The organism is Ferrovum myxofaciens (assembly GCF_013181415.1).
Taxonomy (GTDB): Bacteria; Pseudomonadota; Gammaproteobacteria; order Burkholderiales; family Ferrovaceae; genus Ferrovum; species Ferrovum myxofaciens.
Map to the genome: position 1 here is coordinate 682,313 of NZ_CP053676.1, position 12,340 is coordinate 694,652.

12 protein-coding genes are annotated in these 12,340 nt (G+C 52.8%); 8 read left to right on the forward strand and 4 right to left on the reverse strand.

All coding sequences use genetic code 11. The features are described 5' to 3' along the window. The first annotated feature begins 45 nt into the window (after window positions 1-45). From HO274_RS03330 to HO274_RS03360, 7 genes are all read left to right on the forward strand, one after another. The gene (locus HO274_RS03330; protein WP_031598180.1) at window positions 46-1,029 is read left to right on the forward strand and encodes a thymidylate synthase; all 984 of its coding nucleotides are present in this window, start codon (window positions 46-48) and stop codon (window positions 1,027-1,029) included. A 101-nt stretch (window positions 1,030-1,130) separates the two neighbouring features. After that, on the forward strand, window positions 1,131-1,799 hold the full coding sequence (locus HO274_RS03335; RefSeq protein WP_031598181.1) for a response regulator: 669 nt from the start codon (window positions 1,131-1,133) through the stop codon (window positions 1,797-1,799). A gap of 79 nt (window positions 1,800-1,878) precedes the next feature. Continuing rightward, complete coding sequence (locus tag HO274_RS03340) at window positions 1,879-3,636, forward strand: sensor histidine kinase (RefSeq protein ID WP_273121489.1); 1,758 nt, start codon at window positions 1,879-1,881, stop codon at window positions 3,634-3,636. Window positions 3,637-3,810: 174 nt separating this feature from the next. Continuing rightward, window positions 3,811-6,036 (forward strand): TonB-dependent receptor, encoded by a 2,226-nt coding sequence (locus tag HO274_RS03345; protein ID WP_273121491.1) that lies wholly within the window; start codon window positions 3,811-3,813, stop codon window positions 6,034-6,036. A 15-nt stretch (window positions 6,037-6,051) separates the two neighbouring features. Continuing rightward, entirely contained in the window at window positions 6,052-6,732 is a 681-nt protein-coding gene (locus tag HO274_RS03350; RefSeq protein ID WP_273121493.1) for a MotA/TolQ/ExbB proton channel family protein, read from the forward strand. A gap of 20 nt (window positions 6,733-6,752) precedes the next feature. Continuing rightward, window positions 6,753-7,154 carry an ExbD/TolR family protein gene (locus HO274_RS03355; protein ID WP_420537387.1) on the forward strand — a complete coding sequence of 134 codons (402 nt, stop codon included), beginning with the start codon at window positions 6,753-6,755 and terminating at the stop codon, window positions 7,152-7,154. After that, window positions 7,151-7,813, forward strand: coding sequence for an energy transducer TonB (locus tag HO274_RS03360; RefSeq protein WP_273121497.1), 663 nt, complete (start codon window positions 7,151-7,153; stop codon window positions 7,811-7,813). The genes HO274_RS03355 and HO274_RS03360 overlap by 4 nt, the downstream gene beginning before the upstream one ends. A gap of 75 nt (window positions 7,814-7,888) precedes the next feature. Here the strand turns inward: HO274_RS03360 and HO274_RS03365 are convergent, their stop codons facing one another. The 3 genes from HO274_RS03365 to lexA all read right to left on the reverse strand — a co-directional run bounded on the left by HO274_RS03365 (window position 7,889) and on the right by lexA (window position 10,143). Continuing rightward, window positions 7,889-8,974, reverse strand: a complete 1,086-nt coding sequence (locus HO274_RS03365) for an SLC13 family permease (RefSeq protein ID WP_273121499.1) — start codon at window positions 8,972-8,974, stop codon at window positions 7,889-7,891. Continuing rightward, window positions 8,971-9,432: a hypothetical protein gene (locus tag HO274_RS03370; protein ID WP_150112471.1), complete on the reverse strand. Its 462-nt coding sequence runs from the start codon at window positions 9,430-9,432 to the stop codon at window positions 8,971-8,973. The genes HO274_RS03365 and HO274_RS03370 overlap by 4 nt, the downstream gene beginning before the upstream one ends. A gap of 108 nt (window positions 9,433-9,540) precedes the next feature. Continuing rightward, window positions 9,541-10,143 (reverse strand): transcriptional repressor LexA, encoded by a 603-nt coding sequence (gene lexA, locus HO274_RS03375; RefSeq protein WP_031598593.1) that lies wholly within the window; start codon window positions 10,141-10,143, stop codon window positions 9,541-9,543. Between the two features lie 101 nt (window positions 10,144-10,244). Between lexA and ygiD the strand changes: the two genes are divergently transcribed. Next, window positions 10,245-11,090 carry a 4,5-DOPA-extradiol-dioxygenase gene (gene ygiD, locus HO274_RS03380; RefSeq protein ID WP_082783443.1) on the forward strand — a complete coding sequence of 282 codons (846 nt, stop codon included), beginning with the start codon at window positions 10,245-10,247 and terminating at the stop codon, window positions 11,088-11,090. Here the strand turns inward: ygiD and msrA are convergent. Then, entirely contained in the window at window positions 11,056-12,282 is a 1,227-nt protein-coding gene (gene msrA, locus HO274_RS03385) for a peptide-methionine (S)-S-oxide reductase MsrA (RefSeq protein WP_273121502.1), read from the reverse strand. The genes ygiD and msrA overlap by 35 nt on opposite strands. Between the last annotated feature and the right edge of the window lie 58 nt (window positions 12,283-12,340).

The following is a 12,340-nucleotide window of genomic DNA, read 5'->3' on the forward strand; positions in this document are numbered from 1 at the left end:
ATTGCCAATGGTATCATGGGCACATCCATGACAAGAGGTTCCATCGTGCAGTCTTATCTTGACCTCATTCGTACCGTTCTGGCCCAGGGAACCTGGCAGTCCAACCGTACAGGTATCCGCACCTTGAGTTTGCCGGGGGCCATGTTGCGTTTTGACCTGACTCAGGGATTCCCTGCCTTGACCACTCGCAAACTGGCCTTCCGTTCGGCCATGGGAGAATTGGTGGGGTTTTTACGAGGCTACCGCAATGCAGCAAACTTTCGCTCCCTGGGATGTCGGGTATGGGACCAGAATGCCAATGACAATGCCCTCTGGCTCAATAACCCTTTCCGCCTGGGGGTGGATGATCTGGGCCCTCTTTATGGCGTTCAATGGCGTGCCTGGCCTGCGTACAAGGAAATCGACCTGACCCATCCGCAACATGAAGCTCAAACTCAACGTGCCCAGGCTCAGGGTTTCCAGCCTCTATGTACCCTATCCGATCCTGCGGGTCATCCCCGCCTCCTACTCTACAAGGCTATCGATCAATTACGCTCCTGTCTTGATACGCTCATGTCCGATCCAACCAGCCGCCGTATCCTGTTCCATGGCTGGAACTGGGCGCAACTGGACGAAATGGCGCTCCCTCCATGCCACCTGCTCTATCAGTTTCTAGCCAACCCCGAAACCCGTGAACTCTCCCTTTGTCTGTATATCCGCAGTAATGACCTAGGATTAGGCGCACCTTTCAATTTGGCTGAGGGCGCAGCCCTGTTGACTCTGATGGGCCATCTGAGCGGATATCGCCCACGCTGGTTCACCTATTTCATTGGAGATGCACATATTTATGAAAATCATCTGCCCATGCTGGAAACCCAACTGAAACGAGCGCCCTACCCCGCTCCTCGTCTATCTCTTTCCCCACGCATTCCTTCCTATGCCGAAACGGGACAGTACACGCCTGAATGGCTGGAGCAGATCCAACCTGAAGATTTCATACTGGAAGCATACCAGCATCATCCTTCCTTGACGGCACCCATGGCCGTTTGACCAAAATTTTTCGAATCACCTGTTCCGGTGATGGTCAGAAAGTCATTGAGCCATTATGCTTTTCCTCTACCAACTGCATTTTCCCTCTTTGGACTTCTGTCATGATCCCGCCCACCCAACGCAATTCCGTCCTGATCGTCGAGGATGAACCCATCACCCGAGAGCGTTTGGTTGAGGCCATCAGCGCTCACCCACTACTTCAAGTCATTGCTGCCACAGGATCACTGCGCGCAGGACAGGAAGCTTTTCTTGCACACCCCCCGCGCGTCGCACTGATCGATCTGGGACTCCCCGATGGCTCGGGGCTCGACCTAATTCGTCAGATTCATGACAGCCAGAGTCTGACGGAGACCCTGGTCCTGACTGTTTTCGGTGATGAACAGCATGTGGTGAATGCCCTCAAAGCGGGCGCGCGCGGCTACCTTCTCAAAGACAGTTCCTTCACCACCATCGCCGATAATTTACTCATGCTGATCGACGGCGGAAGTCCCATCAACCCCAAGGTCGCCCGTTTCCTTCTCAGTCAGTTTGGTGAATGGGAAAAATCCACTCCTACGACTCCCCAGGTAACTCTGACAGAACGGGAAAAGGATATCCTCAATCTGATCACCAAGGGGTATAAACGCAACGAGATAGCCTCTCTGCTCAACATCAGCAACAATACCGTCGGTACCCATATACGCCGGATTTATGAGAAACTCTCTGTGCACTCGAATATTGAAGCCACTCAGGAAGCGGTACAACTGGGACTCATCAAAAACAGGAGATAACCCGGTCCCGACAAAGATGTCCAGAAAGCCATCCGCAAGTCTCTTCTATTGGGGCCCTCTTTTGGGCTTCCTTTTCGTCATGGGTCTACTGCTGTCGGACGCCAAAGCAGAGTCGCAACAACTGGATCATGGGGAGTTTATCTTTGATCAAAGCCAGACTCCCCCCGCCTTGCCCCAATTCCGCTGGACGCCCATCCAATTACCGGACAACTGGGATCTGAGTCATCCCTTCCGCGGGGGCTTCGGCTGGTATCGGTTTTCTCTCACGCTCGACCATTCACCCGATGACCTTTGGGCCATCTATCTTCCGCATTTAAGCGTCAATGCCCGGGTATTCATCAATGGACAATTGGTCGGCTCAGGAGGAAGCTTTACCGAACCCGTCAGCCACAACAGTTATCGCCCTCTATTTTTTGTTTTTCCAGGACTGCTCCTGCACGCCGGAGAGAATCAGATCGCATTGAATCTCCTTGGCTACGCCCAGGAGGAATCCGGTCTGGGCACCTTCCAGATAGGTCCCGCCACCGCATTGAAACCCACCTACAATTCTCTGTATTTTCGCGCGGTCATTGTCCCCACCATCTCCTTCACCCTGCTCCTGCTGCTTTCTTTCATTTTGTTCATCATCTGGTTGAGACGACGTCATGAAACCCTCTACCTCATGTTCGCTCTGTGTGGGGGATTCTGTACCCTCTACACAGCTGTTTTCTTCATTCAGGAAGTCCCTTGGTTGACCCACCATCAATGGTTATGGATGGAACTGACCGCCATCATGTGTTACATCTATTGCCTCATGCTCCTGATTCACCGTTTCGTCAAAGTTCAGCGCACTTCTCTCGAAAAGTTTTTCCTGATTTATACGATCGTGGGCCCATTTCTGATCTTACTGATCCCTCCGTCCTATCTATTTCGCGGATTCGGTCTGCTGGGTCTGGGGTATAGCGCGATTTCCCTGTACATTTTGTTCACCATTTACCGGTATCGCCATCAATGCCTGCCCAGCGAAACCTGGCTTCTGTTCTTTTCCATCCTGTTTTCTGCCTTGACGGGATATCATGACTTGGCCTATATGCTCCATGCCCAGCATGAGATCCCGGTCTTCATCTTTTATTGGGGTTCCACCATTCTGGGAATCGCCATTGCATTCCTCCTGCTCCTGCGCTTTGACCGTTCCCTGATTTTATTCGAAACCTTGAATCGCGACTTGAATTCCATGGTGGCAGAAAAGAGCCGAACTCTGGCGCAAAGTTATCAGGAACGCCAGACCCTGGAGATGCGTCAGGCTGTATTTGGAGAAAGAGAGCGCATCATGCGCGATCTGCACGACGGACTGGGTGGTTATCTGGTAAGTGCTCTGGTTCAGGCTGAACGTCATCCGCCTCTATTAGTGCCTCTTCAACAGACTTTGCGCTCTGCCCTGGAAGATTTGCGCCTCATGATCGATTCCCTGGATGGGGACCCCACGGATCTTGCGACTCAGATGGGAAGTCTGCGCGAACGCCTGGAATCTCTCATGGAATCCAGTGGAGCTGTTTTGCATTGGCAAGTGGAGGATTCACCCAGGCTACCTTTCCCCAGCACCTCCAACACGTTGCAATTGATGCGCATGGTTCAGGAAATCTTCACGAATATTGCCAAACACAGCCATGCCTGCCATGTGTTTTTCAGTGTAGGCGCTCATCATCTGGAAGTCCGCGATGACGGGGAGGGCTTTGATACTGTAACCACGCGACCAGGACGTGGATTACCGCACCTCTACCGCCGCGCCCAACAATTGGGAATTACTCTGCACATCTCATCCTCTTCATTGGGAACCACCCTTCACCTCACTTGGTAACCCCAGGTTCAGATCGTGGCTTGCGCACGATCTAACCTTATTCGTTATCCCTTGTGTTTCGGATTTTTTAGTTAGTTATTGATAATGATTCTTATTTGCTATATGATAATGAATATCATTTGCAAATCAAGAGCGGCATGTCCCGCCCATTCACATGACTGACAGGAATACACCATGTACAAGAATTTTCATCTGAAGCCGCTCATCTCCGGACTGTTTCACGCCTCCATGCTAACGGCCTTGCCGGGAACCCTATGGGCTTACGATCTGGGCTCGGTATCCAGCGGTGCAGGCAACAGCAACGAAGCCATCCCGCCCGCCGAGTCGGCCTCGGCCAACGCCCCCACCCAGGGATCCCTGACCGCCACCGAACCTCAATCCGTCATCAACCGTAACTACATCGAGAATACCCAAACCGGGGCCTCCACCTATGTGGATAGTGCGGCCATTGCACCGGGGGTCTGGGCCTATAGCCCCAACGGTCCCGGAGGCAATGAGAACCCCGCCCTGACCCTACGCTCCTTCGTCGATGGACAATACAATGTCACCTTTGACGGAATTCCCTTTGTCGATGGTGCCAACTTCACACACCATGTCAACAGTTACTTCCTGGCTCAGGATACGGGGGAAGTGACGGTGGATCGGGGCCCAGGACAGGCCAGCACAGTGGGAGATGCCACCTATGGGGGGACCATTGCGGTTCGCTCCAACGATCCTTTGGGGGACCCGACGTCAACGGTACGGAGCCAGATCGGCAGTTTCAACTCGCGCCTGGTGGGGTTTCAGTATGACACGGGGGTGATGCAGAACTACGGGGATGCCAGCGGTTTCATCGACTACAACCATTACCAGACCGATGGTGCCTTGACTAATGACAATGAACGGCGGGGCAACATCTTTGCCAAGTTCATCAAACCCCTCGGTGAAAACACCGCCATCACCGTGGTGGCCATGCAAAATCACACCTACCAGAATGATTCGCCAGGAGCCACAGCACCACAGATAGCCCAATATGGTTCTCACTACGGATTGAACCAGAATCCCCTGAGCAGTGCCTACGTTGGGTATAACAACGATAACTTCACTACAAACTTCGACTATATTGGTCTGCAAACCCGCTTTGGCGACTGGAAAATCGACAACAAGGTATATACCACGACCTATACCCACGATGCCATGAATGGATACAACCCCAATGGTACAACGGCCACAGTTCAAGGGGCATACCCTGGGGGGATTCTGCTGGGCGGAGTAAACCCAGGAAATCAAAATATCGCAGGTTTGACCGGAATGACTACCTATACTTCCTATGGAAACATCCTGCGAGCAATCCGGTCCATGGGGAACGATGACCTGAATTTCGGCCTGTGGATTGAACGTCAGGTGCGCCAGTCATGGATCAATAACGTAGATCTTTCCACCGGAGGTACCGGTTCCATTGTCAATATACCGGGCAGTGCCAATGGGGGCAATCAGGCGGAAACCAGTTCCATGAACACCATTCAGCCCTATATGGAATATGTCTGGCGCCCCACCAGCAAGTGGTCCTTTACCTCGGGGCTGAAGTTCAACAATTTCAACCGGACCTACAATTCAGCCTTTGACACCACGGTGGGGGGTGCCTTTGCCTACTCCCATACCTGGGCGGCTCTGCTGCCCTCTCTGGACGCACACTACTATGTTTCGGATAACTGGTCTGCCTATGGGCAAGCGGCGGAGGGGTTCGTGGCGCCCATGCTATTTGGATCGTTCTACAATCCGAACCAGCCGATCCAACCCAACACCTCGGCCGGTCTGTCGTACCTCGCCCCAGAAAAAACCATGAATTACCAGTTAGGGACGGTTTTCAAGAGCAGCAAATTAACGGCTTCCGCAGATGTCTATTACATCACCAACAATAACCAGTCACAGCAAAGCGGAGTAGGAAATCTGGTTACCATCCAGAATATTGGAGCAGTACATTACCAGGGGGTGGAAGGAGAAGCCACCTATAACCTTGGCTCAGGATTCAATGCCTACGGCAACTATTCAAGAAATAGTTACACCAGTGCTCTCCCGATTTTCAACGCCCCTTCCAACACTGCGGCCCTGGGAATGCTCTATGGGCGCGACAAAGCCAATGCGTCTGTCATAGCCAAGGAAATTGGGTCGCGCTGGGGCGGAACAGATATCAACGGAAATGATACACACTTCGGCAGTTACACCACGGTCAACCTGGCAGCAGGGTATGACCTGGGCTCCCTGGGTTGGGCCAAGAACGCAAAAATGGAATTCCAACTGGATGACCTCTTCAACCGGACAGACACGATTGCCTACGCAGGTGCAACCCAAGGGGGAAACGCCTTGTTCTGGACCCTGCCGGGACGGATGTTCAGTCTCAACTTCAGTGCAAGCATATAATAAGGAGCCAACACCATGACGATGCAAGGAATTCAAGCCGCAGCCCAAAGTTCAGGCGGCATGCTCTATTTGATGGCTCTGTTGTTGCTGGTGGCCCTGACGGTCATCATCGAACGGGGTTGGTATCTGTGGCGGGTCCTGACTCAGGGGACCCAACTGATCAAGGAAGTGACCGGGGTGCACAAGGTATCGAAGGAAGCCTTCGAGGCCCTGGTGGTCCAGCATCCGGATTTGCCCCACGCCAAGGTCCTGGAAGCAGCGCTTCATCATAACCTGGAGCATGATTTTGACCGTATTTCCGACAAACTGGAAGAATCCGTCATGCGCGAAGCGCCCCATGTGGACCGCTTCCTGTGGGTGCTGGACACCATCGTGACCCTGGCCCCCCTGATGGGCCTGCTCGGAACCATCATCGGCATGTTCAATGCCTTTCAGGTGCTGGGAGACGTGTCTAACTCACCCACCAAGGTCACCGGCGGCGTGGCGGAAGCCCTGCTGGCCACGGCCTGTGGATTGTTCATCGCCATCCTCGGATTGGTGGCCTTGAACGGGTTGAACAATCGGGTACGGGTGATCATGCACCAGATGGAAACCCTCAAGATGATGTTGCTCAATCGTCTCTATCCCCATTACCATGAGTCCTACGAAGAACAGAAAAAAGTGTTGGCCGGTGTTCGCACCCGCTCTGTGGCTTGAAGGGAGGGTGAGTGATGGCTATGAATTACTTTGAAACGAAACGTGCCCGGATCGAGATCATCCCGATGATCGACATCATGTTTTTTCTGTTGGTGTTTTTCATCATGATCACGTTACACATGATTCCCTCCACCGGTGTAGCATCCAAAATGCCCAAGAGTTCCACCACCACGGCTCTGGAGCCCCCCAAGGTGCTGGTGAATGTGGATGACGAGGGGGATATTACCGTGGAGGGTCAGAAGTTGACGGCCGAGGCTCTGACGGTGCGACTCAAGGCACAAGGGGATCCGGACAAGGTGGTGGTAACCATTGCAGGCGAAAAAACCACCTCGCTCCAGTCCATGATGAAGGTGATGGATGCCTGTCGTCAGGCCGGGATTACCCAGATCGGTCTGGCTGCCCGCCAGAAGGAGAACCGATGATGAACCTTCTGCGTGCCTTCATCCTGGCCTCTCTTCTCGAAGGCCTGATGATACTGACTTTCTTATACGGTCTCCATCACGAAGTGGACAAGGTGGTAAAGCCTCCGGTCACCCTGATTCAACTGACCCAGGCTCCGGAAGCGCCCAAGACGGTGCCACCCCCCCCCACGCCCAAGCCACCGCCTCCCAAGCCGGTGGTCCATCGTACGGTGGCGCATCAGGAACCCACGCCGGTTCCTACGCCCACCCCGGCGCCCGCGCCGCCCCCCGTGGTTCCCACCCCCGTGATTCCGGCACCTGTGACCCCTCCCCAAAAAGTGGCTGAGGCAACTCCCGTACGGCCTCAACATCTGCGTCCTGCAGATATTTCCATCACTTTTGCCGACAAGGTACGCTCAGCGGTGCAAAATGCCGTGGTTTTCCCCATGGCAGCGCGGGCTGCCCATTTGTCTGGGCAAACCAAGGTAACTTTTGATTACAAGGATGGTATGGCCTCTGGCGCAAGTGTGCTGATCACGAGTGGAAACCGGATCCTGGACAAGGCGGCTTTGACCGCCGTTCATGTCGCCCATTTCCCGGAAGCCACTGCCGAGTATGCGGGAAGGGTACTGACCTTCGAGATCTGGGTAAAATTTTTGGGCCTGGATGAGCATGAATGAAGGTACCAACCACTTCGTCTTTTGACTCGTTACCGACCTGCGCGAAAAGCCCCGTCGTTCAAGGCGGGGAGGATGTCAAAGGAACAGAATGCCTGTCACCACAGCAAACAAAAGAAAAGGGAAAGACAGGACATGAAATTCGCGCCAAATTTGACGATCCCTTGCCATCCGCAAGGCGATCAGATTGGCCATGGAACCGACAAATAGTCCGAACCCTCCCGCATTAACCCCATAGGCCAAGGATTTGAGAGAGTCTGTCTCTGGTGCCATAAAAAGGGTTGCAGGTACATTACTCATCACTTGTGACAATAAAATTCCCCATAAAAACAGGATGATATGAGATTTACCCTGACCTAGGCCCGGCAATTGATGCGGATTGAAAAAAGAACTCAGAAACCCAACATCGATGAAGAATAACGTAAATGTCACCAACAAACCCCAATCGAGGAAACGCAACAAGAGCGGACGAAAAATCCCTAATCCGAGCGCCAGCGCTAATGCCCAAGTGGAATGCCCGGTTTCCACCAAGCCCAGAAAAGGAAGATAAAGTCCCAGACTAATCCAAAAAAGCCCCCGTAATACGGTAATAGCATGGTCCTCGAGATGAAGGACAATGGGGCGTCGTGAACTGCCCAACTCCACCAGAAGTGCCAGTCCGGCCAGCAGAACCAATCCCCAGGGAGCCATCATTTCAATAAAACCCGGGAAGGATAAGTGACTTAATTGCCAGAGATAGATATTCTGGGGATTACCGATGGGAGACAACAGGGATCCCACATTGACCCCCAATGCCTCGAAGATGATCAGTCGACGCCAGGAAACTGGCGCCAGTTGTCGCAAAGCCAAGGTAAGCGGAACCACAACGAAAAGTGCGATATCGTTGGTCAAAAAAGTAGAAAGGATTATGGAAGCCCAGGTCAACCACCGTGCCAAGGATCGTTCACTATGAACCCGATCCAGCAAATGTCGCCCTAACTTTGGCAAAATCCGGCTCTGTTCAATTCCTTGCGTCAGAAGCATCAGTCCACCCAGAACCTCTAGCGTCGGAAGGTGTATGCGATGCACCGCTCCCGCCCAGGCGGTAGGGTGAAAAAAACCCATCAAAATTCCGAGAGCAATCAAGAGTTGGAGTAAGGGCTCTTTCAACCAGAGGAAACTCACGGGCGTTTTTGCCGCGTCGGTGACCGGATTGGTCCCATCAGGGAATGGAGGTGGCCCGTCGAAGGCAGGGAGGGTAAAGCCCGCGGCAGATCATCAGAAACGAATTGCCCACAAAAACATTGGGTTTTCTGCGCTAATCCGTCCAATTTCTGTTCTTCATAAGAATCCAGGAAAGAATGCCAAAATAAAAGAGCGCCGGCCAAAGGATGGTTTAGCGCCTGTAGCAGGGCCCAATGTTTGGCTTCATAGGACTTGACGGGGATATTGACCACGCGCTTGTCAGACAACACAGGATAGAAACGCAACAGGATATCTTCATCGAAGGGAGAATCCACCAAAAAAACCCATTGATGCCGTGCCAGACACCGTTGTATCAAAGAAACGCAGGATTCCAGGTCCGTCACACTGCCCGTCGTTGGCAGCAGGTGCAAACCGCCTGATTCCTCCAGGAACCTCACATGTTTTTCCCTTGCCCGACTTTCCGCGCGGGGTTCATGTTTCGCACGGTATCCTAAGTTTTCCAGTACGGTCCACACGATATTTCTCTCCTTGATCAACGGTACGCTCTAGGCACGGATTAATCCAACCATCACTCCCTCGATATGCAGAGCATGTTTTTTCAGGTTCACTTCAATGACCGGATAGTCAGGGTTTTCCGGGCGCAATTCCACCCGCTCGCCCTGACGATAAAATCTTTTTATCGTCACTTCATCCTCTAATCGCGCTACCACGATCTGTCCATTCTGGGCAATGAGGGTATGATGTACCGCAACCAGATCCCCTTCCAAAATACCTGCATTGCGCATACTTTCTCCCTGCACGCGCAGCAGGTAATGCGCCACAGGCTGAAATAACTCTGGCGCAATTGGCTCATAGGATTCGATATGTGCAAGAGCCAGTATGGGTTGTCCTGCCGCCACCTTGCCGATGAGCGGTAACCCGCTGGCTTCCTTGGGTCCTTCTACCAAACGGATCCCCCGTGAAACTCCCTGAACCAGTTCGATCGCCCCTTTACGTTCCAGTGCCCGCAAATGCGACTCCGCCGCATTGGGTGAACGAAACCCCATGGCGGCACAGAGCGCAAGGCGTGTTGGCGGAATACCATGATCCACCATATACTGGCGTATCCAAAGAAGAATTTCCTGTTGACGTGGTGTAAGTTCCTGCATGGGAAGCACTCCGTTCAAAGCAAGTAACTGTAATTATATACAGTCAAAAGAATTATGCAACTCAAAGTTTTGTTCCATGCTATTTTCACGGAGGATACATCATGCCAACTACTGAGTTAACGCATCCTGCTCTCTTTCTTGGTCATGGCAATCCCATGCATGCCCTGGGTCACGATCCCGTCACCGACCAATGGTGTACTTTGGGCAGTCAATTACCCCGCCCACAAGGGATTGTGGTCTTTTCTGCCCATTGGGGCCTCAAACATTGTGCCGTCACCGCCATGGCTCGTCCCCGTACGATTCATGATTTCGGGGGTTTCCCACGCGCCCTCTATCAGATTCAATATCCCTGTCCGGGCAGTCCGCAACTGGCCCACCGAGTCTGCACTCTTTTATCCCCCTGGCCTGTCCACACAGATCACGAATGGGGACTGGATCATGGGGCCTGGTCTCTTCTTCTGCATCTATATCCAGATGCAGATATCCCCGTGATTCAAGTGGCACTCGATCTGAGCCAGTCTCCAGGCTTCCATTACGAACTGGGCAAACGATTGGCCCCTTTGCGCAAAGAAGGGGTTCTTCTGCTGGGAAGCGGCAATATTGTTCATCATCTTGGGGCCGCACTATGGGAAGAGATGTCCCCTCCCCACGCCTGGGCCAAAAGTTTTGATGACTGGGTCGTGGAATGCATCAGAAAGCACGACCATGAATCTTTACTTGAATGGGATCGGTGGCCTGCAGAAGGATACCTGGCCGTCCCCACTCCGGAACATTTTCTGCCCCTGCTCCCCATTCTGGGTTCGTTTCAGTCCACGGATCAAGTTTCTTTCCCTGTCCGACTTATGGAAATGGCGGCTATCAGCATGACGGGCGTCCTTCTTTCACCAAGAGAAGGATCCTCTGGTCCAGAAACTAATCAGGAACGAAACGTAGTACCGCACTGTTGATGCAGTAGCGCTTGCCTGTGGGAGGGGGGCCATCGTCAAAAACATGACCGAGGTGAATCCCGGAACTGGCACTCAACACCTCGATACGATGCATGCCATGGCTATCATCCTCACGCATGATCAGGGCACCGGACACTGGAGCAAAAAAACTGGGCCATCCGGAATGGCTTCCAAACTTGGCATCGCTCCGGAACAAAGGTTGACCGGTGACAGGATCCACATAGGTACCCGAAACATGGTTGTCAAGGAATGACCCTGTAAATGCAGGTTCTGTTTCTCCTTTGAAGGCAATGGCCTGTTGCTCTTGGGTTAATGTCCAATGGCCCAACCAATTCCAGAATGCGTGTTGATCCCCATTGAATCCCGTAAAACGACTGATTTCCTCGCCATTCTGGAACAATACGCTGGTGGGACTGGCCCACACGGCACTTTTGAGATGCCAACCCACGGGTGCTTGAGCAGAAGGAGTCCGCGTCACTGGAACGGCAGATTTCCAATGTTTTAGTACCTGAGCCTCGAACTGCCGACAGTAATCGCAATCTACCCCCTCAAAGACGACCAATTGAGTCGCTGCCAGGGATTTTCCATCGAGAAGAGGAACTGAGTGACTCAGTGATTTCTCCGGTTGCTGGGCAGGAAAAACCACACCGGTTCCACCCAACCCACAATAACCCTCAGGATGTTTCTGAAGATAGCGTTGATGGTATTCTTCCGCCCGGTAAAAATGCTCTAAAGGAGCTAATTCGGTTGTCATGGCAGGATATCCTGCGGCAGTCAGGGCGGACTGATAGATTTTCATCACGGACAACGCTTCATTTCGTTGATCGGGATGGGTGTAAAAAACGACACTCCGATAGTTGGGACCCTCATCGTTTCCTTGGCGATTTCCCTGAGTCGGGTCATGATTCTCGAAAAAATCCATCAGAATCTGGCGAGTGGAAATGATCCGGGAATCGTAATCCACTTCCACCACCTCGGCATGGACCCGATTCTTTCCTTCGATGGCTTCCCTCAGTACCATTTGATAGGTTGGATTGGCGGTTTCTCCTCCCGCATATCCCACCTCGGTATGCACCACGCCCGGAAGCGAAGCCAGACGCTTTTCTGCCCCCCAGAAACAGCCCATACCCAACACCAGACGGGAAAGATGTGGAGAAACCGAAGATTGTCCAAAAACCGGATTTAGACTCATTATGACCACCTGGATAAAAAAGGGTCCTGTTCTCTGGCCACTGGGTCAAGTCATCCAG

What these genes read in the sequence shown, in the direction of transcription:
- HO274_RS03335 (WP_031598181.1), top strand. Translation starts at nt 1,131, where the DNA reads ATGATCCCGCCCACCCAACGCAATTCCGTCCTGATCGTCGAGGATGAA.
- HO274_RS03340 (WP_273121489.1), top strand. Translation starts at nt 1,879, where the DNA reads ATGGGTCTACTGCTGTCGGACGCCAAAGCAGAGTCGCAACAACTGGAT.
- HO274_RS03345 (WP_273121491.1), top strand. Translation starts at nt 3,811, where the DNA reads ATGTACAAGAATTTTCATCTGAAGCCGCTCATCTCCGGACTGTTTCAC.
- HO274_RS03350 (WP_273121493.1), top strand. Translation starts at nt 6,052, where the DNA reads ATGACGATGCAAGGAATTCAAGCCGCAGCCCAAAGTTCAGGCGGCATG.
- HO274_RS03355 (WP_420537387.1), top strand. Translation starts at nt 6,753, where the DNA reads ATGAATTACTTTGAAACGAAACGTGCCCGGATCGAGATCATCCCGATG.
- HO274_RS03360 (WP_273121497.1), top strand. Translation starts at nt 7,151, where the DNA reads ATGATGAACCTTCTGCGTGCCTTCATCCTGGCCTCTCTTCTCGAAGGC.
- lexA (WP_031598593.1), bottom strand. Translation starts at nt 10,143, where the DNA reads ATGCAGGAACTTACACCACGTCAACAGGAAATTCTTCTTTGGATACGC.
- ygiD (WP_082783443.1), top strand. Translation starts at nt 10,245, where the DNA reads ATGCCAACTACTGAGTTAACGCATCCTGCTCTCTTTCTTGGTCATGGC.
- msrA (WP_273121502.1), bottom strand. Translation starts at nt 12,282, where the DNA reads ATGAGTCTAAATCCGGTTTTTGGACAATCTTCGGTTTCTCCACATCTT.